28 protein-coding genes are annotated in these 26,305 nt (G+C 40.5%); 19 read left to right on the plus strand and 9 right to left on the minus strand.

What is annotated here, in order from left to right; all coding sequences use genetic code 11:
- Window positions 1-287: 287 nt before the first annotated feature.
- From LDO73_RS00800 to LDO73_RS00840, 9 genes are all read right to left on the minus strand, one after another.
- Window positions 288-713 (minus strand): YbaY family lipoprotein, encoded by a 426-nt coding sequence (locus LDO73_RS00800; RefSeq protein WP_224059768.1) that lies wholly within the window; start codon window positions 711-713, stop codon window positions 288-290.
- A 26-nt stretch (window positions 714-739) separates the two neighbouring features.
- On the minus strand, window positions 740-1,168 hold the full coding sequence (locus LDO73_RS00805) for a winged helix-turn-helix domain-containing protein (protein ID WP_224059769.1): 429 nt from the start codon (window positions 1,166-1,168) through the stop codon (window positions 740-742).
- A 331-nt stretch (window positions 1,169-1,499) separates the two neighbouring features.
- On the minus strand, window positions 1,500-1,991 hold the full coding sequence (locus LDO73_RS18070) for a hypothetical protein (protein WP_224059770.1): 492 nt from the start codon (window positions 1,989-1,991) through the stop codon (window positions 1,500-1,502).
- Window positions 1,988-2,662, minus strand: a complete 675-nt coding sequence (locus LDO73_RS00815; protein ID WP_224059771.1) for a hypothetical protein — start codon at window positions 2,660-2,662, stop codon at window positions 1,988-1,990. The genes LDO73_RS18070 and LDO73_RS00815 overlap by 4 nt, the downstream gene beginning before the upstream one ends.
- A complete protein-coding gene (locus LDO73_RS00820) occupies window positions 2,640-3,191 on the minus strand; it encodes a hypothetical protein (RefSeq protein ID WP_224059772.1) in 552 nt (183 codons plus the stop codon). The genes LDO73_RS00815 and LDO73_RS00820 overlap by 23 nt, the downstream gene beginning before the upstream one ends.
- Window positions 3,175-3,930, minus strand: a complete 756-nt coding sequence (gene sctJ, locus LDO73_RS00825) for a type III secretion system inner membrane ring lipoprotein SctJ (RefSeq protein ID WP_224059773.1) — start codon at window positions 3,928-3,930, stop codon at window positions 3,175-3,177. Before sctJ ends, LDO73_RS00820 begins: the two co-directional genes overlap by 17 nt.
- 3 nt (window positions 3,931-3,933) lie before the next feature.
- Window positions 3,934-4,230, minus strand: coding sequence for a type III secretion system inner rod subunit SctI (gene sctI / locus LDO73_RS00830; protein ID WP_224059774.1), 297 nt, complete (start codon window positions 4,228-4,230; stop codon window positions 3,934-3,936).
- Window positions 4,231-4,297: 67 nt separating this feature from the next.
- Window positions 4,298-4,609 (minus strand): EscF/YscF/HrpA family type III secretion system needle major subunit, encoded by a 312-nt coding sequence (locus tag LDO73_RS00835; RefSeq protein WP_224059775.1) that lies wholly within the window; start codon window positions 4,607-4,609, stop codon window positions 4,298-4,300.
- A gap of 13 nt (window positions 4,610-4,622) precedes the next feature.
- Entirely contained in the window at window positions 4,623-5,747 is a 1,125-nt protein-coding gene (locus LDO73_RS00840) for a PrgH/EprH family type III secretion apparatus protein (protein WP_263422579.1), read from the minus strand.
- A 287-nt stretch (window positions 5,748-6,034) separates the two neighbouring features.
- Here LDO73_RS00840 and LDO73_RS00845 point away from each other — a divergent pair, with 287 nt between their 5' ends.
- From LDO73_RS00845 to LDO73_RS00935, 19 genes are all read left to right on the plus strand, one after another.
- Window positions 6,035-6,886 carry an AraC family transcriptional regulator gene (locus LDO73_RS00845; RefSeq protein WP_224059777.1) on the plus strand — a complete coding sequence of 284 codons (852 nt, stop codon included), beginning with the start codon at window positions 6,035-6,037 and terminating at the stop codon, window positions 6,884-6,886.
- Window positions 6,876-8,576, plus strand: coding sequence for a type III secretion system outer membrane ring subunit SctC (sctC, locus tag LDO73_RS00850; RefSeq protein ID WP_224059778.1), 1,701 nt, complete (start codon window positions 6,876-6,878; stop codon window positions 8,574-8,576). The genes LDO73_RS00845 and sctC overlap by 11 nt, the downstream gene beginning before the upstream one ends.
- Entirely contained in the window at window positions 8,567-9,679 is a 1,113-nt protein-coding gene (gene sctW, locus LDO73_RS00855; RefSeq protein WP_224059779.1) for a type III secretion system gatekeeper subunit SctW, read from the plus strand. Before sctC ends, sctW begins: the two co-directional genes overlap by 10 nt.
- Window positions 9,680-9,702: 23 nt before the next feature.
- A complete protein-coding gene (locus LDO73_RS00860) occupies window positions 9,703-11,769 on the plus strand; it encodes an EscV/YscV/HrcV family type III secretion system export apparatus protein (protein ID WP_224059780.1) in 2,067 nt (688 codons plus the stop codon).
- A gap of 11 nt (window positions 11,770-11,780) precedes the next feature.
- Window positions 11,781-12,185, plus strand: a complete 405-nt coding sequence (locus LDO73_RS00865) for a type III secretion system protein (protein WP_224059781.1) — start codon at window positions 11,781-11,783, stop codon at window positions 12,183-12,185.
- Window positions 12,186-12,191: 6 nt separating this feature from the next.
- A complete protein-coding gene (gene sctN, locus LDO73_RS00870) occupies window positions 12,192-13,484 on the plus strand; it encodes a type III secretion system ATPase SctN (protein ID WP_224061113.1) in 1,293 nt (430 codons plus the stop codon).
- A complete protein-coding gene (locus LDO73_RS00875; protein WP_224059782.1) occupies window positions 13,484-13,936 on the plus strand; it encodes a hypothetical protein in 453 nt (150 codons plus the stop codon). Before sctN ends, LDO73_RS00875 begins: the two co-directional genes overlap by 1 nt.
- Entirely contained in the window at window positions 13,911-15,197 is a 1,287-nt protein-coding gene (locus LDO73_RS00880; protein WP_224059783.1) for a type III secretion protein, read from the plus strand. Before LDO73_RS00875 ends, LDO73_RS00880 begins: the two co-directional genes overlap by 26 nt.
- Entirely contained in the window at window positions 15,197-16,126 is a 930-nt protein-coding gene (locus LDO73_RS00885; protein ID WP_224059784.1) for a FliM/FliN family flagellar motor switch protein, read from the plus strand. The genes LDO73_RS00880 and LDO73_RS00885 overlap by 1 nt, the downstream gene beginning before the upstream one ends.
- A gap of 2 nt (window positions 16,127-16,128) precedes the next feature.
- Window positions 16,129-16,794: an EscR/YscR/HrcR family type III secretion system export apparatus protein gene (locus LDO73_RS00890; RefSeq protein WP_224059785.1), complete on the plus strand. Its 666-nt coding sequence runs from the start codon at window positions 16,129-16,131 to the stop codon at window positions 16,792-16,794.
- A 16-nt stretch (window positions 16,795-16,810) separates the two neighbouring features.
- On the plus strand, window positions 16,811-17,083 hold the full coding sequence (gene sctS / locus LDO73_RS00895) for a type III secretion system export apparatus subunit SctS (RefSeq protein ID WP_036949954.1): 273 nt from the start codon (window positions 16,811-16,813) through the stop codon (window positions 17,081-17,083).
- Window positions 17,080-17,874: a type III secretion system export apparatus subunit SctT gene (gene sctT, locus LDO73_RS00900; RefSeq protein ID WP_224059786.1), complete on the plus strand. Its 795-nt coding sequence runs from the start codon at window positions 17,080-17,082 to the stop codon at window positions 17,872-17,874. Before sctS ends, sctT begins: the two co-directional genes overlap by 4 nt.
- A 31-nt stretch (window positions 17,875-17,905) precedes the next feature.
- On the plus strand, window positions 17,906-18,991 hold the full coding sequence (locus LDO73_RS00905) for an EscU/YscU/HrcU family type III secretion system export apparatus switch protein (RefSeq protein ID WP_224059787.1): 1,086 nt from the start codon (window positions 17,906-17,908) through the stop codon (window positions 18,989-18,991).
- A gap of 179 nt (window positions 18,992-19,170) precedes the next feature.
- On the plus strand, window positions 19,171-19,653 hold the full coding sequence (gene sicA / locus LDO73_RS00910) for a type III secretion system translocator chaperone SicA (RefSeq protein WP_224061114.1): 483 nt from the start codon (window positions 19,171-19,173) through the stop codon (window positions 19,651-19,653).
- 13 nt (window positions 19,654-19,666) lie between these two features.
- Window positions 19,667-21,832 carry a type III secretion system translocon subunit SctE gene (gene sctE / locus LDO73_RS00915; RefSeq protein ID WP_224059788.1) on the plus strand — a complete coding sequence of 722 codons (2,166 nt, stop codon included), beginning with the start codon at window positions 19,667-19,669 and terminating at the stop codon, window positions 21,830-21,832.
- 19 nt (window positions 21,833-21,851) lie between these two features.
- Window positions 21,852-23,165, plus strand: a complete 1,314-nt coding sequence (locus LDO73_RS00920; protein ID WP_224059789.1) for an IpaC/SipC family type III secretion system effector — start codon at window positions 21,852-21,854, stop codon at window positions 23,163-23,165.
- 4 nt (window positions 23,166-23,169) lie between these two features.
- Window positions 23,170-24,228, plus strand: coding sequence for a hypothetical protein (locus LDO73_RS00925; RefSeq protein ID WP_224059790.1), 1,059 nt, complete (start codon window positions 23,170-23,172; stop codon window positions 24,226-24,228).
- 49 nt (window positions 24,229-24,277) lie between these two features.
- Window positions 24,278-25,972: a hypothetical protein gene (locus LDO73_RS00930; protein WP_224059791.1), complete on the plus strand. Its 1,695-nt coding sequence runs from the start codon at window positions 24,278-24,280 to the stop codon at window positions 25,970-25,972.
- 9 nt (window positions 25,973-25,981) lie between these two features.
- Window positions 25,982-26,242, plus strand: coding sequence for an acyl carrier protein (locus LDO73_RS00935; protein WP_224059792.1), 261 nt, complete (start codon window positions 25,982-25,984; stop codon window positions 26,240-26,242).
- Window positions 26,243-26,305: the final 63 nt, after the last annotated feature.

Consider the following 26,305-nt stretch of genomic DNA (forward strand, 5'->3'; position numbering starts at 1 on the left):
CTTTGATGAGTATTTTAAAAATTCCTGCTTCTAACTATCCTTAAGATTCGCACAGTCATTAAAATGAATTGCCAATACTCAACATCATTCGATTTATATGTGAATGAAGTATATTTACTTTTTTTAGATCTATTTTTTGAATAATTTGGAATTTTGCTTAACAAAAAAGGAATTCCAATAAATTCTAGTGATGACTAGTTCTCTGTTGTGTCGATTTATGCATTTAAAAATTTTTCATTATGTATTAAAGTATTTGAATACTACGATTTCTGATGTTCTCTAATAAATTAAAGAGCGTTTACTTTTAAAGATAATCTTTCAGGCTTAGATTGATTTAACGGAGTAACTTGATTACTCATCATCAGTAACTCACCTTTTTTTTCTACTCTCACACTTAATCCAAAATAGTGGCCTTGTGTTAACATCGACTCTGGTAAATTAATGGAAAAATTAATCGTTCTCGCTGATTTTCTGGTTGTCAGGGTATAATCATAATGGCTTTTTTCAGAGTAACTGTTGCCGTTTATTGGGGTAACTGAAACGGTGATTAATGCTTCATTAGGAATATCGATAGATTGGCTATAAATATCACCTTGAATGTTAAATGTATTTCGATTTTGATTTATTGGGTTATTACAAGAAAATAAAAATAAACAACAAGCTAATATGAAAGTAGAATGTAAAATATTTCTTGATATGGCAAATCTAGGCATGGTTTTTCTTCTGTTATATAAATAAGTTATTGAAATGAACGATTAAATACTTTCTGGAAAAAGCAGCGAACATATGCATACATGTTTTTTCGATCATTAACTCTTGATAGTATAGGCATTTCTGATTTTTCACCGGTATATAAAATACCAATGCGCGGCAGTGTCATGATGAGGTTTTCATCTAACTCTACTTTCTTAAATGATTGTCGTAATTGCCTGACTAACTTGTAGTAACTGCTTTCAGTCACGATAGTTCCACGCTTTTCCCAAATTTCATGCATCACTTCTCGCTTGCTATTTGTTTTTAATAACAACAGCTTTAAGAGGCAGGATTCATTTTCTGATAAATTTACCGTTCTTTTTCCTCGAGATAATGTTCTTTTTAAGGGGTCATAAACCACTTGACCACATAAAAGCACCATTGGCTCTATTTTATTGTATTCCATGTTATTCATAATATTTCCCACAGGTATAGTTCAATATAAAAATAATTATCAACATCGTAACCATCAGTAAAATTATGTTCAATATAAAAAACAGTAGGGTAATGAATAGATGAAGAAATTAAGACGTTTTTTTAAATTCGAACAATGTGTTTTGGTGATGTAAATTTAAACTACTATCTGTGAGTGTATATATCAATTTCAAATTTATTTTTTTTATATTTTTTAAAAAGGAGGGGGTTAGATAGCTTAGATTATAAAAAATGCACTCTAAGCTTATAAATATTCGTCGGTGATAAGTAATAAACTAATTTAATAGTACAAAATTATTCAATCGTTGGAGTTATATAATAGAAGAATCATCATCATCATCGCCATCAAGATTGAAGCTAGTCATATTTTTATTCAATTGTTCAGTAAATGGAGTATTCATTAAACTTATCGACATATAACGTTGAATAGCTTTAGTGAAATCTTTATATAAATCAGAGCTAGGGTCAGATTCAGATGAAGATTTTAATGTTTGGACGATTTGAGTAATGAATGACTCTTTATCATTGCGGTTCAAATTCACCATGGTTTTAAACACCAATGCGAATCGTGTTTTATCACTATCCTGGTGTTTAAATTCAGTAATAAAGCTTTGTATTTTGGTGTTCTTATCTTCCGAAATGTGGGGAATGTTTTTTGCCTGATAGTTCTGTATATCTTTCATGTTATTACGGGATTTCCAAAGGGTGCTCATTTTAGTGTGTAGATCGGATATACTCGATGGCGTATTGCCATGAGTACGTGAAGCTGACAACGTATTCAGCAAATTAGGATCAATCTTCATATATTTCTCTCCTTAATTTCTTCTTGTTGGAGAGCGTGTTCTTGTTGAATTAGCAGTTTTTGTTGAATTAATCGTGCATAAGCTTGTTTATGTTGTTGCAAAATTAGACAACGGGTCGAAATCGGAAAAATATGCGGTAATATTTTCTCTGCAGCCAATGTTGGTGTGAATTGTGTAATTTTATTATCCATTTCTAGCGCGATTGAGTTATCAGGGCTAGTGCATATTTTAGCGCCGTTAGCTTGAGAGCTTATCTTGGCTTGCAATGATGCTGGTATATGTAATTGAATATGGCGAGCCTCAGAGTGTAATTGAGCGAAATGTTCTGCCACAATTTCCTGTAGGCGTAAGTCAGTAAATAAACCGATGAGTAATTGAGTTAATTGACTCTCTGTTTGGCTCACCTGATTTTGGTATTGGGCTTCGCTATCATTAATAACGCCAATAAAATCATTCAAAAGCTGCGTTAATCCATCTTGGTAGCCTTGTTGATAGGCGATAGCATGAATACTTTTCTCAGACTGTTGAGCTTGTTGAACATGAGCTTTGGCTTTTTGATGGGCCTGTTTAACAACCGACTGGGCATATCTGTTGGTGTCTAAAACTGGATGTTTAATCAGCACATTTTCAATTAAGGTCTGCTGGATATTAGGTTGTGTGTTCTCTGACATAGCGGCAAGTTTCTTCAATAATATTCCAAGGTAGCAGAGTGGAAACCGTGTTAGGGATCATCTGCTGTGTGCTGCGGCTAAACATATATTTTGCGCGGGTAGCATAGCCGTGACTAAAGGTGTTTAAACACATCAAAAGCTGCTCAGCGCCCAGCGCAAGTAAATGCTGAGGCGTATCGATGGAATGTGTCGGGTCTTGCCATAACGGATGGCTAAATTTCTGATGCAACTGTCGATATTGAGATAGCTCTCCCCACCACGGTAGAGGGTCAGGGTGCTGAATAACCCCTAAACCCCATGCCACAGCAGGTAATAATGACCAATTTTTGGCAAGCATCTCGGGTAATATCAACGTCTTTTCATCGGGTAAACCCAGTTGATATTGTTCAATGAGCTGTAAATTCTGCTGCTGTTGTAGCGGTGCGGGGAGCTGATGATAATGTTCATCAACAAACTCCGAGTGAAAATAATCTCCCGGCGCTAAGAAAATGTTTTTTTGGTCAACAAGTAGCTTACTCAACAGGGGCATGGCTTGATTTCTCCGCCTCTTCTTCGTTTTCATCGCTTTGTTTATTGTTGCGATGGTACAAATACAAGCCAAGCGCAATTAACATGCCGATTAATGCAGTGATTAAAGCGAAGGTAATCACTGGGTTAAATGCCGGTGTTGGGCCATTCCTTGTCTGATAGAGTAAAGGTGGGCGGCTAACTATCACGACAGAAACATTGTCATAAGTGGTTTCAGCAAAGCTATTATTGAGGAATAACTTAATCTTATTCATCATCACTTTCGGGTCTTCATTACCAGAATACGTGACGAGACTTGAGACTTTCTGAGCTTGTTTTACGGGGCCATTACCCGAAATTGGGTAACTCACATGAACGCGTGCATTCACCACGTGTGGAATGGTCAGTAAAGACTGCTCAAGTCGTTGTTCAATCAAGGATAATAATCGCGTTCGTTCGGCTTGCGGTGAGGCAACCAACGAATCTCCAGGAAAGGCATCAATGATTTCCACCGGGTTTTTGGATGGCAGGTTGTATTGGCGTAAAAGATCCACTGCAATCACAAAGTCGTTAGGTGCTACGCGAATCGAGTCCCCATTTTTAGAATCCTGTTTACGTTTAGCGTCAACCCCGTGCTCTTGCAAAATCGCAAGCACTTCGTTGCTTTGGCGTTGGCTTAAATTACTCAGTAATAGCTGGTTATCACAGCCGAGCAGTAAGCCAATAAACCCGATTAATAGGAATTTCTTTAATATATTCATGGTCTATTGTGCTTTTAATACTGTATCGATGGCAGAAACACTTTTATGTGTGAGTGTGCTGACCATATTTAAAGCAAGGCTGTAGTTCCCCACTTGGTTTTGTAATTCCAATAATTTAGCGGGATCGCTTGGGTCAACTGAACTTATTTTCTCCAGAATATCCGCTTTTTCTTGGCTCACAGAGGTTGTGTACTCAGCAAATAACTGTTTCACCTTATCTTCCAAAGGGATAGCCGCTGGTGTGACAGGTGTCATTTCAGCGATATTTGATAATGCTGAGATAGGATTAATTGGTAACATAAATATCTCCTATAAAAATAGAGCATCAGGTTCAGTGATGCTCTGATTTAAATTAATCGTTACGAGCTTACACGTTACGGATAATGGCTTGCGCCGCATCTTTAATGGACTTCATTACGTTACTTTGTAATTGACGTGCCATATTATAGTTACCGCTTAACGCTGTGATTTTACCCAGAACTAGCGGGTTATCGACTTCCAGGTTTGGGTTGTCAATCATAGCCTTTAATTCATCAGCGATAGTTTTAGTTCTTTCACTAATACCTGCGGAGCTGCGATACATCATGCCCCATTTATTATCTGTTGCTGTGGTCGATTCTTTTTCTAATGCTGATGCATCCCAATTACCATTTGTATTATTAATACCCGGGGTTGCCATATCTATTACCTCATTAATTAGGTTTGTTTAAGTTAAATAACCAATGATTATTACCTAACAACGTAATACCGTTGGTATGAGTGATAAACGATTTTCCAGCCAGTTCATTATTGGCAAGGGAGACGGAAAATTGAATTTGCTTGGTTCCCCACTTTTGACTAAATGAATTGGTGAAGCTAATTAAAGAGAGAGTCTGTTTATCATTTAAACTATCTCTTATAACAAAGATAACGTAGTTACCTTTGGTTATTCTTTGCCATTTGACATTACTTTCAGTTAACCCTAATTCTGCTTTCTTGATGAGTTCCTCAAGTGGAACTTGTACAAGTTGGCTTTGGTTATAACAGCTGAAGTAATTAGATAAAGTGCGATTAATGTTTTTATCATCATTATTCGGAAGTGGGTTTTTCACGACTCGAATGATGGGTTGACAAGGGTTGCTAATATCAACCTTTAATAAGTTAGGTATAGTGTCTATTAACTTGCCTTCAATTTCTTTTTCAAGAGAGTTTATTTTCTTGATAGTGTATTTCTCTTGATAATCTGACTTTAATAAAACTTGACGGCTCCAATCTTCATCTCTTTGAGATTTGACTAAAATAAGCATCTCGCCTTTTTTATTCTGTGTGTAGACAATAGGGTAATAGCTTCCTTTTAATATATTATCTATATTTTTAATTTGTTTTTCAGTGTTATTTTTTGGATTAATTTGGAATTCAACGAATAATATAAAAATAACGGCAAATAGTAATAAAAAAACAAAATACCATTTATTATTAAGCTTTGATTTTTGTTTTATGGCAGTGGGGCTCTGTTCTGTAAATGATTGTGATTGAGACGGCAATGGTTTTTGGTCTTTCTCCGGGTAATTCCATTCAGTATTCAATAGCTTAATGGCGATTGGAAAGGTGTCAATGAGCAATATTTCTTGTAGTGTGGCAGTCAGGTGACGACTTTTTCCATCTTGTTTAAGATTAATTGTAAGGTTATTACTCGATTCGTCATGAGAAACAATAGAAAACTCACACTGGATGTGTTCACTAGGAATATAATAGGTTGTAAAGCCGTTTTCATCTATTTCAGTTTTGTATTTAGTATGTTGCCCAACGATAATAAGATTTTTATCGATGTTGATCATTAGTTCTTGACTCTTCATCGAACCACTAATAATTTTCATTATGCAGTTGTGGTGTTTTGTTTCTATCATAAGATAATCTCAATTAATAAAAAATAGCGAATCATATTGACTTCAATGTTCAGTATTTAAATATAAGAACATAATATAGTCAGCTGAATTTATCTTATTCATTCACACCCTGTATTTTCACGGTTAATTCCAAAGTATTCCAGAGTATTCATTTGTTTTTTACTATTTAATAACTGACTCTACACCAAGTAAAAATCAATGAATAAGGTCTATTTATAATGTCGAATAAAGATATTGCTAAATTATTGGAGAATAGAAATAGTTGCTTTTCTTTACAAGACGTATTGGTCTTGTCAATACCAAAAGAAACTAGATCCTCAATAGAAAATATAACCTCAATAGAAAATATAACCTCAATAGAAAATATAACCACAGAAAAAGCGAACGCGACGCTTTGTTATAAATCTCGGTATACAAATTTAAATATTAAAGTACAAGAACCCGCTATCTTTGTTTGCGATCTGAATGAATTAACGATTGAAGATCAATCTTTATGGGATATTTATACCATGGAGTTATCAGAACTCGTTGAAACACTTGCTATTATTGATACGGCAATGGGGCAATCCTTTCTTGCAAAAAAAGCGACTAAAGAGAGTGATGAAAATCAATTAGGTGAATTCATTCTATTTGACGATGAAATATCAGCACCTATTTTAATTAAAAATGTCGTGATTGATTTGATCATTAAAAAGCAGCCGTTATTTGATGATTGGTGTGATGTATTAAGACGTTATGAAGCGTATGGAATGATGCGCTTTTTAATTTCAGCCGCTCAGCAAGACAAAAATGCCAATATTAATCAACTGTGTGCCCGTTACGGCATTTCAGCTTCTTATTTTAGGCAACTCTACCGAGAAAACTTTAATAAAACCGCTAAACGCAAAATTATGGGCGTACGTATGGGTGCGGCTATTTTGCAATTAATTGAAAGTGAAAGTTCTATTTTAGATGTTGGGTTAGAAGCAGGTTACTGCTCCGCCTCTCACTTCACGAATGATTTGAAAAAAGAATTGGGATTAACCCCATCAGAAATAAGGCACCTTGGAGCAACGTTATATGAACAGTAAAAAATTAATGGCGGTTTTTATTTCGCTGTTTTTACTGAGTGTAAATATCAATACCGCCCAATCAGAAATGATGATTGCAGAGCCGGTGACGCAAGAAAGAAGTGCAGACACGTTTGTCGCGAATAATATCGCGGTAGGTAAAGTGTTTGATGCAGTAGCAGAACAAATTAACAAGCCGATTATTTTAAGTAAATTAGCATCCCAGAAAAAAGTGACGGGAAATTTTAATCTCGCGAATGCCGATGAAATGTTTAAAGCTTTAACGCGTCGAATCGCGTTAGTTTGGTATGACGATGGCGCAGGCATTTATGTCTATGATAATAGTGAAATGCGCAGCTTGATTATCCCGACTCACAAAGTCAGTAGCCAACAAGTTATCAGCTATATCCAACGTAATGGCATCTATGATGCACGCTTTCCGGTGCGTTCCCAAGGTGGCGACACCATGTTATTTGTGTCGGGGCCACCGCTCTATGTTGAATTGATTAAAGGTGCCGCACTGTATCTTGGCGAGCAACGCAAACAAGAAGAAAAAACCAGTGGTAATGTGGCGGTGATCCCGCTGAAACATGCCTCTGTAAGCGATCGAAGTTACTCCTTACGTGGTCAATCGATCACGGTTCCCGGCATGTTATCGGTGATCAGTTCCCTGTTTAAAAATGGGGGCAGTAGCGTTGAAGAAACCCTCGAAATTTTACCTGCGAAACTCAATACCGATGGGGATGAAATTGATGCCTTGATGGATGCACCCATTGGTGGCGCTCGTTCTGAGAATCGCCAAGTCACGGTTAAACGTGGTGGCGCATCAAATAGCTCATTTTCTCTGGTTGCCCATCCTGATAGCAACAGCTTAATTGTGAAAGGCAGCCCAGAGCAGATCCGTTACGTTCGTGATTTGATGAAAACATTAGATAACCGCCGCCGCCAAGTGGAGTTGTCTTTATGGATTATCGATATCACACGCTCTGAGTTGGATAACTTAGGGGTGAACTGGGAAGTGGGCTCATTTAACGTGGGTGGCGGCTCCGTTTCTTTCAATCGAAGCACCTTACCCGATAGCAGCAAGTTTTTAGTACAAATTGATGCGCTAAGCAAAAATGGTAATAGCCAAATTGTCTCGCGCCCCGTGTTGCTGACCCAAGAAAACGTTCCTGCCCTGTTTGATAACAACACCAGCTTCTACGCCAAGCTACAAGGTGAACGTACTGCAACCCTCGAATCTGTCACTTACGGCACGATGATCAGCGTCATGCCGCGCATTTCAGCCGGTCAAAGTGTCGAAATGGAAGTGAATATCGAAGATGGAGCAGAAAACCGCGATAGCAGCGGCAAAACGTCCAGCGTTGAAGGGCTTCCGACGGTTAACCGCACCAGCATTAATACCGTGGCACGTATCGCCAAAGATAGCAGCCTGTTAATCGGTGGCTATACTCGCGATCAATATATTGAAAACGAAAGCAAAATCCCACTTCTTGGTGATATTCCTTGGGTGGGTGGCTTATTCCGCCATAACTCGACAAATCAACAAAAAATGGTGCGCATCTTTTTAATCCAGCCGCGTTTATTGGATGAAAACGAATCGTGGGATGGACGACAATTTTCCGAGAAAACCCGTATTACACAAAAAGATAGCCAACTGCATGGAACCGTCCAGTTTCTCCAGCAATACATGAGGGATTCATGGCAATAACTCCGCTGAGCTACAGCAGCCGCATGTTACTGAACGCGCAAGACAAGAGTCGTACAACTACGAAAAGCAGTGATGACTCCGATGAAGCTGCGCGTGGTGCGGGGGTGATTGATAGTTCCAGCGAATACGCTTCGATGGCGATGCTGGCCGCAAGCCATGTTCGTCGAGGCGGCTCGAAAAAAGGGCAAGAAGAAGAGTGGATGCGCTTTGCCGAGCGCATCTTAGAAAATAATGCGGACGAAAAAGTACTGCGAATTGAAGGAATACTCAACCGTCAGCTGATGACGCCTCAGCAGTTACGTGCCTTTTTATTGCAGTTTTTCTCTGACCCTAGCGATTTACTGATGGTGCTTGCCGCGCTTATCAACCGTAAAAAACTCAAGCAGGAGCAGATTGATCATTTGCAAGAGTTGGAGCGGTTACTGCTAACGGAAGACACTAACCGTACGGCGCAGGCAGGGGCAAACATCGCGCTAATCGCCAAAGCCTTTGCCCAAACTCTGCGTGAAAGTGCGGGGAATTTACGCACCTTATACCGCGAATTTATCGGCTATGACGGTCCAGTGGTCTATTTATACGAGCAGTGGGTGGAAGAGATGGAACTGGCTCAGCGCGAAAATATGATGCGTTATCTCGCAAGAGCCTTGGCGTGTGATTTACAAGCACTGCCGCTGGGAGACCTCAATATCAGTGAGTTTGGCAGCTTTTTCACTCGAATTGGTCGCCTGCGTGAGTTGCAGTCACTAGACCGCGTATTTAGTCAGCAATTTCTCCAATCGGGTCTGTTTCGCCAGCAAACGCAGTTATCGCAAAACCACTTGCAGCAGAACCCGTTGGAGAAGGTGCTAAGCCAATTATTTACCAGCGGGATCCGTAACCAAGAAAGCTTCAATGACAAGCTTGTGAATTTCATTCAGGCGCAATTAAGCGCCATGACCACGGATCTACGCGCCCGCTTTGTTCAGCTTCTGATTATTGCGTTTTCAATTATCCCCGTTGCCATTTTTCATTCATTGGAAGCGCGTGATGAATTACTCGACCAATTAAAAACACAGATGGATCAACTGTTGGCGCAAGAGCAGCGATTACGTCGACAACCCTAATTTGATAGGAAATACACGATTTCATGAAAAATTTAACCGGATTTTTACTGCAGATCCGTAATCGCCCTGAACTGATGGTGCTAGTCATCATGGTGATGGTTATTGCGATGCTGATTATTCCGTTACCTACCGTCTTGGTCGATTTATTGATTGCACTGAACATTATGATTTCGGTGCTGATCTTTATGAGCTCGTTTTATATTACGCGAGTCCTTAACTTCCAATCCTTCCCGTCTATTCTGCTGATTAGCACGCTGTTTAGATTGGCGCTCTCTATTAGTACTAGCCGACTTATTCTGCTTGAAGCGGATGCGGGCGATATCATTGATACTTTTGGTCAGTTTGTCATTCAGGACAACTTAGTGGTGGGAATGGTGGTATTCGCCATCGTGACTATCGTGCAATTTATTGTTATCACCAAAGGTTCAGAACGTATTGCTGAAGTGGCTGCTCGCTTCTCCTTGGATGCGATGCCCGGAAAACAGATGAGTATCGATGCGGATTTACGTGCGGGGGTTATCGATGAAGCGACCGTAAAAATTAAACGTAGCGATCTGGAAAAAGAGAGCCAATTATTCGGTTCTTTTGACGGTGCGATGAAGTTTATCAAAGGGGATGCCATTGCCGGTATCGTGATTATTTTCGTCAACTTAATCGGCGGAATATCTGTGGGTACGGCTCAGCAAGGCATGGACGTTTCCACGGCATTAAATACCTTCACGTTATTAACCATCGGTGATGGCTTGGTTGCGCAAATTCCCGCGCTGCTTATCTCTATCAGTGCTGGCTTTATTGTGACCCGTGTGGGAGGCAATGATAAAAACTTAGGCGAAAACATTGTTTCTGAACTTTTTGACAATGATTTTACCATCATGATTACCGCATTTATCGTGCTATTTATGGGCTTTTTACCCGGGTTCCCAACGGCCATTTTCGTGTTCCTTGCGGCATTGCTGATGGGATTATTTGCGACCCGCTATTTTAAAAAACGTAAAGCACAGCGAAAAGAGCAGCAATTAGGTGAAGAAAATCTGCAAACCGAAGCCACTGAAGGGGAAACTCAACGTGCGAATGATGATTTCGACGATGAATATATTCCAGAAACCTTACCCGTCATTATCTCGGTTAATCAGCAATATAAGCAGCATCTAGAAGATAATAATTTTTTATCTCGCATGAAAAAAGATGTGTTTATTCGCTATGGATACCGCATCCCAGATATTGCCATTAACTATTCACCTATCGTGCCAGAAAACAAAATTGTGGTGCTAATAAACGAAGTGAAAGCGGGTGAATACAATGTCTATTTTCATGGTCAGCGCTTACTGACGGCAAATGATGAGCTGGAATACCTTGGTATGGAACTCATCAAATATACCGATGAATATGGTTCAGTCAGCACCTGGTTTGATAACCAATACAGCGAAAATGTAGAGCAACTCGGTTTATTAGCCCGCGACGACGTGACGGAAATGATTGATTGCGTCAGTACGTTGTTATTACGTCACATCAATGAATTCTTCGGGATCCAAGAAACTAAAAATTTACTGGATGATCTTGAAAGAAAGTACCCCGAATTACTGAAAGAATGTTATCGCCACGCCACTGTGCAAAAAGTCACGGAAGTTTTCCAACGCTTATTAATGGAAAAGATTTCAGTGCGCAATATGAAGTTAATTATTGAAACTTTAGTGCAATGGGTACCCAAAGAGAAAGACAGCATGATGCTGGTAGAGCATATTCGCAGCTCCATGGCGCGTTATATCTCATCTCGTTTCTCGGTGGAAGGGCGCTTGAATGTCTTAATGGTGAATGCCGAACTGGAAGACACCATTCGCCAAGGTATCCGTCAATCATCCGGTGGTGTTTACCTGCATTTAGAACCTGAAAAAAGCAATGAACTTATTCAGGCGGCTGAAGTGGCATTAGAAAACAGTTACTTATCTGTTAGGGATGTCAATGTACTGGTACCTGTGGATATCCGCCGGTTTGTGAAAAAAATCTTAGAAGGCCGTTTCCCTGAACTTGAGGTGCTCTCATTCAATGAGGTTTCCGAAATGGTGAAGGTTAACGTTATTAAAACGATATAAGGAACACGTAAATGAAATACCGTTTTGTCGAAAAATTGAATGAATTTTTAAATTCCATGGGGCGCAGTGATTTAGTGAATCCGCAGCTTGATTGCCATTCCAATATTCAACTCGAAATGAATGATGCACCTGCGATTAATATCGATTTGTCATCCGATGATTTAATTATTTGGTGCAACTTAATGGAATGTAATTACAGCCGACTCGATGCATCCAGCGCGTCATTATTAAAAGGCATTTTAGAGTATGTGCCGCGTAATTTTCATGCAGGACAACCTGCCCTGAATATCATGGACAATAACTTGGTGTTGTCCGCAGTATTAAAAGTGACTTCATTGGATAACATGCAATTATTTGCAGATTCTTTTGAAGAGTTTTTTGAGCGCGCTACCGAATTGCGTCTGCAATTATCGTAATTGATGATGAAACTTTTTGACGTTTGCGCACACCCAGTGCGCATTCATGGATGCCTGATAGAAGCCCCGTTGGATGGCGTATTTATTGGCGAGATCTGCTTTATTGAGCAGTCATTGGCACAACCAAAAATTATCGCCAAAGCGCAAGTGATAGGCTTCAAAGAGGAGCTAACGGTGCTGAGCCTAATTGGTCGTGCTCAAGGCCTCACTCGTGAAGTAGTTATTCGCCCAAGTGGTTATCCGTTTGTATTCCAAATGGGGGAGCACCTTGTCGGGAATATTTTTAATGCAGCAGGGGAATTAGAAGGCGCATTAAGCCAGAAAAATAGCGAAATTACCCAGTTAAAAACTAAGCTGCAACGCATTGATAATCCTCCGGTTAGCGTGAATAAACGCCGTCCAGTCAATGAACCGATGGTCACGGGAATTCGTGCTATTGATGGATTGCTGACGTGCGGGTTAGGTCAGCGCATCGGTATTTTTGCCGCGGCGGGTAGCGGTAAAACCTCACTAATGAATATGCTGATCAACCATGCTCACGGGGATATTCATATCGTGGCATTGATTGGTGAGCGTGGGCGAGAAGTCATTGAGTTTATTGAAGAACTCAAGCAGTCCCCTCATGCGGATAAAACCATTTTAGTGTATGCCACCTCCGACAGCCCGCCGATTGAGCGCTGTAATGCTGCCTTATTGGCGACGGCGATGGCGGAATATTTCCGTGATTTAGGAAAACAGGTTTTATTGTATGTCGATTCGATGACCCGTTATGCCAGGGCATTGCGTGATGTGGCGCTCGCGGCAGGGGAACTTCCTGCACGTCGTGGTTATCCCGCCTCTGTTTTCGAGCAACTCCCGTTATTACTCGAACGTCCAGGGCGCGTAAAACAGGGGTCTATCACTGCGTTTTACACCGTGTTATTAGAGAGCGAGGAAGAAGCCGACCCTATTGGCGATGAAATCCGCTCTATTTTGGATGGGCATATTTACCTCAGTCACAAGCTTGCAGGGCGAGGACATTATCCTGCGATTGATATTTTACACAGTATTAGCCGTGTTTTTCAGAAGGTGACAACGCCGGAACATCGCCAATTTGCTGTCGATATTCGTGAAAATTTATCTCGCTTAGAGCAAATCAAGCTGTACCTCGAATTGGGGGAATACCAGCGAGGTGAAAGCCAAGAAAATGACCGTGCGTTAGATAAACAGCAGGATATCAATCATTTCTTACAACAAAACATGGATGAATCAGAGGGCTTTGAGGAGATGTTAGCCCAATTACACCATTTGGCATCCTGATGATTAATCAATTATTAGCGTTGACTGAAAAGCGTCTCGAAAGAGTGCAGTTAGAGCAAAGCAAACTGAAAAACGCCATTTTGCAGTTGCAACAACAGCGTCAAGATATCCATCAACGGATCGCCATATTAACGCTGCAAGTGGGGGTGTATGAAAAATCTGAAGAATTAACTCAAATGGATTTTTGGGAACGTCAACGGCAAAAAGCCGTGGTTTTATCAGAAATCGCCCAATGTGAATTTCAGATAGAAAACATAGACGCTGAATTATCTAAGTATCATTTATTGAAGCAGCAAATGACTGAACGGACGTTCATTTTGCGTAATAAGTGCGAGAAATTCCGAAAATATCTCAAGCAACAACGTAGGGCGCAGTGGTTAAAATTAGAGCGCCAGCAACAAAATGAAATCGAGGAGCTGTTTGTTCATGTCGACAATAAAATCACTGCCTAGTGAAAATAAATTTAATTCCATGATGGAAGGTAAAAGCGCATCGCTAGGTTTTCATCATCCACAATATGATCAGCAAAAACCTGGTTTTCAAAAGCAAGGCGGTCAGCAGCATTCAGTCAAAAAAGCCGCTCAGGATATTGTTCAGAAAAAACTGACTCAAGTGACTGGCAATAATAAAAACCTCAAAAAACCAGTAGAAGAGTTGGCGGTACCCGTTCTGTTGAACTTACCGACTCAAATCCAGCACATGCACTCTGGCGGGAAAGTGGCATTTCTCTCTGCAGAATATGGCTCAGATAAAAAAAATAGCGAAGCGAATCATTCGATAAGTGCACAACCCGATGGTCCATTAGGGCAAACAGTGAGTGAAGACGATATTCCACAGATCTCGTTTAACGCCAATGTTGGGGCGGTATCAAGCGGTCAGTTGCTTGACACAAAAACCGTTAAAACAAAACACATGGAACAAAAAGCGGCTCGATTTTTGTCAGATAATCCGAAAAGCGTCAAGCAAACCCAATGGATGAGCATCCCATTAGCGCAGCAGACAGAATTGGTGGACATCGCAGTATTGAAATCACCTCTGAGTGATGGCCAATCAAATTTAGTGGGTGAAGCTCACTCTGCGACTGAGCTTGCTATACAAACTCAGCATGACTTCGAAGGGCAGAATGTCTCTGTGGGCCACGAAGGTCGAGCTGTGACAAATGAGCGCCCTATACCAAATGAGCGCCCTGTGCCAAATGAGCGTCCTGAACCGCAACATTTTCCTGATATGAAAAGTTTCGATATTGAAAAGTCAGAAGTGATTCAACCGGATGAAATGGATATTACCAAAAATATCTTAACGCAAGTGCGTGCAGAAATGGGTGAGAAATCACTGGCTACGATGCCCCAAGCCTCTACTTCTCAAGCTTCGGCTTCCCAAACATCAGCGCACACACAGCAAGCCTCTTCAAGGGTAAGCAAGGTTGCTGAATTGATGGCAGCTTCTGAGGTTGAAAGCCCCAAAACGGTGCCTTCTCGCACCCTGAGCTACACCTTTAGCCAATGGCAAAATGCACCAACGGTCTCTTTCACTTTAGCGAGCGCCAACAGAGATCAGGTGGTGGCATCAACGCTAAGCCATGAAGTTCAGCAGGTTTTACAAGACAACCAGCATTCATGGACAGGCGAACAAAAAATGGTGATCCGACGTGAAGAGCAGGAAGGCCAACAGCGTCAACGGCAGCAACAGCATCAGCAAGATGAGGAGTCCTAATGCTAAATATCCATCGAATTAGCCACCGAGAAAAGCAGGTGAGAGAGTGGCAACAGCGTTTTCAATGGGACTTAGACATGTATATTCCCAAGGTGGGAGAACGCTATTTTCAAATCACCCTACACAGTAAAAAGCAGAAAACTCAAGTGCTGGTGAATGCTGAAGAATGGTGCCGTCACCGCTGGCCTAAGCTGGCTCACTATGCATGGAATCTCTTAGATACCAAAAGCTTATGCAAAATTTTTACTTATGAAAATACCGGAAAGACGTTTTTCTCCGAGCAATTCCGTTGTCATGGTGTCGAGATTATTGATGATGAACAGCTCCAACAACCAAGGTTCACGGTGAAAGAAAAAAAACTTGGCATTGTGTTGTTAGCTGAGCCAATTGAAGGGCTAACCGAGCGTAAGGCGCAAAACGGGATAGTCGAGCAGCTTAAGCTGCAAGCTGACTGGATTTTAGGTTATAGCCATATAAGCAGTAAAACTTTGCAGTCTATCGCGCTTGGCGATGTGCTGCGTATTCAGCAATTGCAATTAGATATGACTGTTGCAGGGCGTGTATTGGCCCATTTTCAAAAACAACAAGAAGGCATTTTTATGATTGAACAGTTAATAACAGCAGATGACGAACAAATAGCTTCTGCAGTGGAAGAGGAGTTTGTTGATGAAACTGTTCGTCCTTTTAATTTGCACGACCTCACAGTCAAATTGACCTTTGTATTGGGTCACTCAGACATCAGTGTAGAGGAATTGGATTCACTCCAGCCGGGGGCTATTTACTCAATTGGTGAAAATAAAGAACGTGAAGTGAAGGTGTATGCGAACAAACAACTGATCGCGGAAGGTGAGTTGACCTATATTGGCGATAGTGACGAATTAGGTTTAGAAATTAAGCGATTGGTAAGCTTAGGCGATAAAAGGTTATAAGCATGCCAACGGTTCCGAATGAAATACCTTTATTAGTCCTTATCGCCTTTTCCACGCTGCTACCTTTTATTATTGCAGCCGGAACCTGCTATCTAAAAATCTCGATTGTGCTGATTATGGTACGCAATGCGATGGGAGTTCAGCAAGTGCCTTCGACGATGGCACTCAATGGTATCGCCTTGTTACTGTCCATTTTTGTGATGATGCCTGTGCTGCAAGATGTGAACAATTATATGCGCCACGAAAGCGTGGATTTTAGCAATGTGGAATCCATCGACAACTTCGTTGATAACGGGTTAGGACGTTATAAAGATTACTTAGTGAAATATTCCGATCCTCAATTAGTGAATTTCTTCGAGTCTATTCAGCAGGGTAAAACGGAAGCCGAGGTGCAAGAAGAGCAAGCGGTGCCAACGCTATTTTCATTACTGCCAGCTTACGCATTGAGTGAAATTAAATCCGCGTTTGAAATTGGTTTTTATATCTATTTACCGTTTGTGGTTATCGACTTGGTGATCTCAAGCATTCTGTTGGCGCTCGGTATGATGATGATGAGTCCCGTGACTATCTCAGTACCCGTGAAATTGATTTTGTTTGTGGCAATTGATGGATGGTCGCTGATTTCGAAAGGGCTGGTGATGCAGTATTTCGAACTCGCACAGCATTGACGTAAAGGAATAGAAAATGGATTCAATCATTTATGTCAGTAACAAAGCGATGTTGTTGATCGTCATATTGTCAGCGATTCCTGTGATTGTGGCGACGGTCGTGGGGCTGTTAGTCGGGCTTTTGCAAACCGTAACTCAGCTTCAGGAACAGACATTACCTTTTGGTATCAAGTTATTAGCCGTGTTTGGTTCCTTGTTTATGATTTCAGGTTGGCTGGCGGATAAAGTGATGAATTATGCCATTGAAGTCATGACCACCGCCCTGCCAGCGATAGGGTTATTCGGATGAATCAGGAGATGCTCTCATTGGCATCGTCCTTGTATTTTAATTTCCAACAAGGGCTAGTGAAAATCGCGCTTGCATGGTTGCGCATTGCCCCTGTTATGTTTTTTCTGCCTTTTTTGAGCAATAAACTCCTCAACGGCGGGATCATTAAGAACTGTGTCGTCGCGTATTTGGCATTAGGCATGTGGCCTTATCTTACCGCCCGCGAAATAAATTGGGATGAAATCAGTTTCAGTGAGGTTTTTATTTATGAGGTCAGTATTGGCATTGTATTGGCACTGATTTTAGGGCTGCCATTTATGATTGCTAATGTTATCGGGGAGGTGATAGATACCCAGCGAGGTGAAACCATCAGTAGTATTGTAGACCCTGCAAGTGGTACGGAAGCCTCTGAATTGGCTGTATTTATCAGCTATATCGTGTGTATGGTGTTTTTGGCGCAGGGAGGTATGTACCAACTTGCCAATGTATTTGCACAAAGCTACCAATTATTGCCGTTCGCCCACGGATTTACCTCATTTAATAGTTTGCCATTAGGGGAATGGTTGAATAAGGCAGTGGTGAACGGAGTGATATTAACGGCACCGATTATTGTGACATTATTTATTTCGGAAGTCGCATTAGGGTTATATTCCCGTTTTTGTCCACAATTAAACGCATTTTCATTGTCTCTGGCAATTAAGTCGATTATTGCTTTTATTGTGTTTTTACTTTATTTCCAAAATGAAGTCCCGGATATTTTGGTCAATATGATTTCGATATCGCCATTGAATGCGATTTTTCTTTCTCCTTAATTAGCGCAAGGTTATGTGATGAGAGCGAGTTATGGCTGAAAAAACAGAAAAGCCAACCGACAAAAAAATAAAAGACTCTGCCAAAAAAGGACAAAGTTATAAAAGTAAGGACACCATAGCGGCAATTGTTTTAGTCACCGGTGCATTTATTATTGGTGGAATGTCCAGCTTGTATGAGTTAGGTGGGTTAATGAAAAAATTATTCTTAAACCCACATGATATTTATATCGATAATTTACTTTGGAAACTCTCAAAAATATTTTTGAGTATAGTGGTGCCCGTTTTGATTGCTTGTTTTTTATCGGGAACCATTATTTCACTATTACAGAGTCGATTTAGATTAGCGACCGAGGCAATCAAACTCGATTTTACAAAATTAAACCCAATTGCCGGGTTTAAAAAAATATTTTCTTTAAATTCGCTTAAAGAATTGATTAAAGCCATTCTATATTTATTGGTTTTTAGTATTTCTGCGGCCACATTTTTTATTGTGTGGCGGCATGAAATTTTTATGTTATATCGCACCACGATAAATAGCATGACAACGCAATGGGTAAGTCTTTGTATTACATTTGTTTTTGTTTTTCTTGCTGTGGCGATAATTATTGTTTTGGTGGATGCGATTGCTGAGTTTTTCTTATTTATTAAAAACCTAAAAATGGAAAAGCAAGAAGTCAAAAAAGAGTACAAAGATAATGAAGGTGACCCCCATATTAAAAGTGCACGTAAAGGGCTACACCAAGAGATATTATCAGAGGAAGTGAAGTCGAATATTAAAAACTCGACGTTCGTTATGGCGAATCCGACACATATTGCGATGTTGATTTATTATGATTCAAACATCGCACCGTTACCTTTCTTAATGTTAAAAATGCGTGGGGTACAAGCGAAAGCCGTTATTAAATATGCAGAGCAACAGAATATACCTGTAGTAAGGGATATTATTCTGGCTCGCCAAATATGGCGAAATTATAAGAGGAATAGTTTTATTGATGAACATGGTCTGCAAGATGTTATGCAAATAATTACCTGGCTGATCCGTGTGGAATTAGAAAAATTAGGAATAGATGTTGATGATGCATTGGAGAAACTAATTTCTTCCGAATCACATCCATAAATTAATAACTGTGTAAATTAATTATTTACATGCTAAATCGTTTTTTATAAGAAACGAAAATTTTGATTATTTATGATGCATTCATACGGTTTGCATCATATATCCCGTATGACTAACAAGGCGATTATATGAATAAGACTGAAACAGGCAGTATCCAAACTGACAGCTCTCAAACCGAAATGGATGCATTACTTGACGGAATTACCACCGCACTCATGGATGGCGCAACGTATAAAGATATTCATGGTATTCCGCAAACAACGATGGATGGCATTTATGCCTACGCTTATGAATTTTATCAGCAAGGCAAATTAGAAGAAGCGGAAACTTTTTTCCGATTTTTAAGTATTTACGATTTTTATAACACTGACTATGTCATGGGTTTAGCGGCTGTTTATCAATTAACGAAACGTTATGAGAAAGCAACGGAATTATACGCACTCGCCTTTGTTTTGGCGAAAAATGATTACCGACCATTATTCCACGCTGGGCAGTGCAATTTGATGCTGAAGAAAAGCAGTGCAGCAATTCACTGTTTTGAAAGTGTAGTTGAAAACAGTTTTGATGCCGATTTACAGAAAAAATCAGAGGCTTATTTGAGTGCTTTAAAAGCAAACCTCGAAAAAGCAGAGCCATCAGAGTTATCGGACTCTAATACTTAGAGAAGGAAATACCATGAGTCAAATCACCATGCCGGGCGTCAGTCACGCTTCAGGTAATGATCGAATTAATAAGATTCACACGTTCTTGCAAGGGAATAATCCTTTGGAGCTAGGTGAGGCGAGCGCAAAAGCGGTATTAGCCTTAGAAGAGGCATGTGGCGAGCTAATGTCTTCAGAACAAATGAAACATCAGCGTTCAGAGCATCTTCCAAAGCTAGTAAGACCCAAAATGTCGGCAATGAAAATGTCGCCAGAGGCTCAACAAGCTAAAGGGTTCAATGCCAATGCGGTACTGATTGAAACATTCTCAACCATCCGTCAGTTACTACATGAAGGGAATATCGGTGAGTTAAATAACCGCCTGCAGCTATTAAATATTGAATCAGAATCCTTGCGCCAAAAAGGTGCTGAGTTATTGGATTCCTTTGCTGGCTCTACTGAAAGGCTTAAAGATATCCATGACAAAATTACTGAAAAAAAGGCTCAGTTAAAGCCACTGAACCTTAAATCTAACGACCTTGTTAACCAACGTTCGAGAAATGAAGCTTTATTCACCGGTAATGAGCAAAAGCTGACCGAGCTGAGCACTAAGCTAGCAGAAAGCAAAACCGCATTAGCCCAATTAGATTCGCTCCCGAAACCTTATACCGAAGAAGTGTATCAGCAAGAGGTGATGTTGGAAGCGAACATTACGCAACTTTCGAGCGAAATTGAGCAAATTACCCAACAACAAAAAACGTTAGATTCAAACATTACAGTTTTCGATAACGATCTCAGTGCGCTCAAAAATGAGATTAGCCAGTTAAACTCATCATTAGATTCATTGCTGGATGATTCCGTAAAGCTGGCGGCAATTGCCGATCAAAATCGTCAAAAATTAAATCAATTCATAGAGACTGCACCACTTCAAACAAATATTGATGGTGAAAAATGGGAAAACACCATTGCACTGTTAACCATGCTAACGGCTCAACTGAAAAAAGCGATGAATGAAGATTCAATCCGCAATATGAAAGAGCAAGAAGAGGTGATGATGAAAATCAACGAAGCCTCTCGTAAAGATTCAGATAAGAAAGCCAAAGAAGCCGCAGAGGCAGAACGCAAAGCGGCAGATGCCAACAAAGCAGCATCTTGTGCCAGTAAAATTTTCAGCTATGTAATGCTGGCGGTTTCTGTGATTGCCACTGTTGCTACGTTTGGCGCGGCTGCTCCGCTAACATTAGCGGTAGCTGCGATTGGTATCGCAATGTCGATTGCCGATATTGTTTTAGAGGAAACGGGTCAGGGCAGCTTGATGCAAATGTTGGCCACCGAAATTTCCAGTGCTGTGACCGATATGTTGATTACCTTTGGTGTCCCGGAAGAGGAGGCCAAAAAGATTGGTAGCATTGTGGGAATGGTCCTTGCGGCTATCGCATTCTTAGCGATTTCGTTACTTTCCATGTCGTCATTTGTCAAAAATATCGGCAATACAGTCACTAACGTCACAAAAATGCTGGCGAAAAATGTCGGAACATTACTGAAAAGTGCCATTAAATCCATGCCAAAAAGCCTTACTAATGCATTGGGAAATATTGCCACTAAAGGTGCAAAAGCTGGGCAGTCAGTTGCAGATAGTGCAGATGATATGGTTAAGCTGACCAAATTTACCAAACTGGCCGATAAATTTGATGATGTAAAAGATATCGCCAAATCAGTGACTCAAGCGGTTGATAAGGTAGATAAATCATCAGATTTCGTTTCTCTTGGTGGGCAGATGGTGAAAGTCGGTAACACAGCCAAATTAGCCAAAGCGGCTGACAAACTCGATGACGTAAAAGATATTGCAAAAATTGCTGATAAAGCGACTTCTGGCGTGAAAACTCAAGGTGTGGCGATGGCTCGTGTTGAAGTTGGGATGCGAGGAACTGGAGCAGCTTTATCCGTGGCAAATGCGGCGACATCCGGTGGTTTACGTTTAGAGGCTGCTGCACAAATGCGCGATATGAAAGAGATGCTGGCAGGCATGATGCTGAATAATGAAACCATCAATGCCCTCACTGAGTTGATCAATGCGCTGATTAAATCGATGTCAAAAAATCATGAGCAATTTGATGACATGTTTACTGGCATGATGACATCCCTTAAGCAGTCTAATAACAGTAAAGTCGATGCACTGCACATGGCTCGCTTTGCCTAATTTTTTGGAGAAATATCTAATGACAACGATTAATCAACCCCATTATTCACCCGTATTGACTCAGACGAATCACAGTTCAATGGTCAATAACCAAGACGTGAGCTCAAACGCAGCTTCAGGCGTCCGTAAAAATGTTGAATTACCGAATATTCAAAATGTTTTTGTTGAGCCGCATTCAGACAAGCCGACATTAAATGGCACTATGGTTGATATGACGGTTGAAAATCTATCTGAGGCACTGTCTCAGTTGATGACCCCGGAAAAAGCCGCACTTTTGAATGATATTCGCCATTTCTTAGTGATTACACCTGAGCAAATGCAAACCACAGTCTCCAAAGTACTGACTGAAGAAAATAAAACGATCAAACAGGTTGTTGATAATAACCATCAGCTTGATGAGACAGACATTAAACTGATTGCTCAGGCAATCCAAGTGGTTATTGCGAGTTCATTCTCAAGGGATGCTCTGAATAACCAAGCAGTATCGGATAAAGACGTAAAGGTAGTGACATCCACCAAAGACGCCAAAAAAAGCGAATTTGTCGGGATTATCAGCAGTGACATTATGTTGGAGCTGATAAAAATCATTCGTAAAGTGGTTGCTGAGTTGAACATCTCAGATCGCCGTATTAGCGCAGATTTTTTAGTCTTGAACGCAAAAATGGTGGAAGCTGCGGCTGAATCAACCATCAAAGAAGGTAAAGAGATGTTTTCAGGTGCCTTAGCGGGCTTCTTTACCTCTTTAGCCATCAGCACCGCGGGAGCCGCTTTCCAAGGTCGTGCTTTACATAAGCAAAACCAGTCAATTAAAACTAACCTAGTGAAAGCCAACCAAAACGGTGCAGCGGCGGATCGCTTAACGGAACTGAATGCCAACTCCCTGTCATCAGCAAAAGGCAGCGCTTTAACGCTGAAGACAAAAGAAGGTACGGATGTAAAACTTGCCGATCAGGCAACACCGGCTCAACAGGCATTAGCGAATCAGCGTGGTAATGAAGCGGCTCAGCGTACCAACAAATTAGGTTTGGCTGAACGTGATGAGCATGAGCGCATCATGAATAAAACCCGCGTTAAGATGGGAATTGCAGAGCAAGGTGGTCGCTTATCTGACAATGCAGGTCAAATGGTAACATCTGCCAACCAAGTGAATGTGAAAGGGGAAGAAGCCAGCAAAATGACCCAGCAGTCAGTTGCCGATGTCGCACGCACAGTTTCTGCGGATAAAGATAAGCAGGTGGATAAAAACCAAGACTTGGTTAAGCAGATGAATGAGCATTTGCGTGAAATCCGTGAAGGTCAATTACGTACTTTCCAGAGTGTGGTTAGAGGGTAATGATATGGATATTTCTGTCACAACCAATCAGGTGAATAGCTTAGTGACTCGTCCAATGGATAAGTCAGTAGGCTCTCAGTCGAATACAGGACTCCCCTCGGTTAGGGGGGATATTACGACTAATCCTCAAGCCGATTATTATCAACAGGCTACGGATGCCTTACAACAATTGGGTTATCAAGTTCCACTGCCCAAATTTCGCGAACAAGTGATTTCAACTCGGCTTAGTGATATTGCAGACCAAGAGAGAGATTTAGTTCGTGGGTTACGAAGTTCCAGGGATAAACGAAGCCTATTATCCCGCCATGTTGCAACACCAGTGGAAGATGGCCGCGGCCATATATCAGGGGTAAGTGACTTAATTGATAATGTGCATAATGGTTATCAGAAAAAATATGGAGAGTTGGTCAAAGCATCGACAAAATATATGCAGGTGGTTAATTCTGGGCTAGGTAAAATGAGCTCTTCTTTAGAAAGCGCCCCAGAAGGGAAAATTAAGCTTTTTAAACATAGAATGATCAACACCATGAACGATACAATGTCGGGTTATTTTATAAATAACAATATGGTCCCTGCTTATTCTGATGTAAAAACCTCGCCTGATACTAATTCACGAACCATGTCTATTTTAGATGGCATATATAGAAATAATCCTGATGGAGATAAAAATGTTATGCTCGAATTTTTGACTCCATTAATTGTTTTCGATTCCGATGGAAATTCAGGTGAATTTTGGAAAAAGAAACTACAAGGTCAAGGCTTTGTTACCATTGAACACAATGGTAAAACCTATATTTATCCTGATATGGCTCCGTTACATAAAATATACACAGCAATGAATGAGTTAATTGGTAGAGAATTTGGTGAAATTGCAATTTCTGCTCAAATTTTTCAAAGTTTCCAAACTGCTATTGATGCACAGAAAAATGCGATTAATAGCAGTGTTTCCCGACTATTAGAAACTTTCCGTCAGGATAATAGTCATTTTGATACTTTGGTTCAGTTACTCATTCAGTTAATAAAAGATCTCAATCAAAATAATAATAGCCTGATCAATATGTAATTTATTTATCTTATTTAATTTTAATCATAAGCAATTATGAGGAGTTTTTATGCCTATTATTGGAAGCGCTAATTCCGAGATTAGACGTTCGTCAGATATATCATTAAATGTTACATCGCTGTCGGGTAATAACCCTATCAGTTCACAAATTTCAACGGTTAATTCGGTAGGGGAGCAAAGCCGTTTTCCTGGGCATTCTATAACAAATGATCAAGTTTCGATTTCAGGTGATCGTAATGAATTGCATCAACGCAATCATATTGCACAATCTGCCAATATTCATCAGTTATTGAACCAAACTCATCCTGAAATCACTCAGGGAATGGTGCTCTCTGTATTATGTGCGGGCGCAAGTGGGAACTTAGCACAGCAAGAAATTAATTACCGCCCAGAGAATAATTTAATTTTATTAACGTTATTAAAACCGGAAGAATTAAAAACTGAAAAAGGTCTTATAGAGAGCGCTGTAAATCTAATTAAAAAACTGCATGTGATGGGTGAAAAAAACTCACAGGCAAAGCATGTACTGGGGAATGAAGAGAAAATATTCGATAAGAAAATCGAATCGGCAATCTCTACATTAGGCCAAGATAAACTGCAAATATTAGCCCAGCGTTATCAACAACAGTATGTTGACCCTGCAATCAAAGAAACTCTCGGCACTTATTTCAATCAAGACGAAATTGATAGCCGCCCAATCAATGATTTCTTAGTGAGTTCTCTGAATCATGGTTGTGAACAACGAGCGGCGGGGGCGATAAATGAATATCAGCAACATAAAAGCCACGCATTTGTGGATAAAGCCTGCCAAATTCATAATCTATTTTTGGCATTGGAAGAAAAGATTGAAACCATTCGCCCTTTAAAAGTGATTATGGATTTAGGTCAGCCTCCGGCTCAGACTCAATCTCCTACCGAAGAATTACCTTTAAGGGTGAATCGTACGGTAGGTGATGAAATTGACGCTGGAAGACCGCATTTCGGCACCTCTCCATCAATACCTTTAACACCGTCAACACCGTTATTGCCTCGCAGCACTAGCCATAATGAAAATATGTATAATACTTATATTACAAATAATTATTATACCTCTCCTCATGAAACGACGAGCATCAATTCTGTTCAGTCCAATGATGAAGGAAATGAAAAACCATTATTACCGACGTCATTTAAATCTGTTTTGAATATGGAATTAGCCTCACCTGTCGTTCAAACATCGGGGCGTGTGAAAACCACACTTGAAATCCCAAATGTTAACCAATATCAACCGCAAGTTGCCGAAAAGCCATTTTTAGAAAGTAAGCCGCCAGTGAGTGAGAAAACGGTTAAGGAAAAAGCGAAGCCTGTAATTGAACAAGAAACTAAGCCAGTCATTGAGCTAGAAGCCACCGAGCGAGTTGAGCAATCTCAAAAATATGTTGCAGATATTCAATGGCTATTACCGAAAAATTCAGGTGTTCAGAATCGTTATATTCGAACTAAATCAGGCTGGAAATCGAGCAATGGATCAGAAAATGCAGCAAAACCCGTCGTTACGACAGTTGGCGGGTTAAACCGCAGCCAAGCAGATAAAGAAATTTATCAAGGGTTGCGTACGGCACCACAAACGGTACCTGCAGAGCAAATGTTTGCAGATTCTATCGCAAAAGCCGATGAACTTTTTACAGGTACGGAGCGTGGTGCTTTAAGATCAAACCAAGCGGAAGTCGAGCGGTATAACGATAATACCAAACGTTTCTCATAAGGTGATGAGATGACCACACAACAAGATATTGCGCAGCAATGGCTAGAACGCCATCTTCAGCAGATTCGTGAGTATTCTGGAATTAACAAAACTTACGCGATGGATGCGGAGCTGATTGCCGATGTGCATATCGATTCTTTAGAGCTGTTGGAGTTGATTGCGGCGATTGAGGAATATACTGAACAGCCATTGCGGGATGAAGTGTGGATGAAGTGGCGATGCTTACAGGATATTGTGGATTACCTCGTTAGCACCACCACAGACAGTTAAGTTATCTGGCCAGTTTTCATCGATAACAGCTCGGTTTCGTGCTTGTTGGCAGGAAACCGAGTT

The sequence above is a fragment of the Providencia alcalifaciens genome, from assembly GCF_915403165.1.
Classification (GTDB): Bacteria; Pseudomonadota; Gammaproteobacteria; order Enterobacterales; family Enterobacteriaceae; genus Providencia; species Providencia alcalifaciens_C.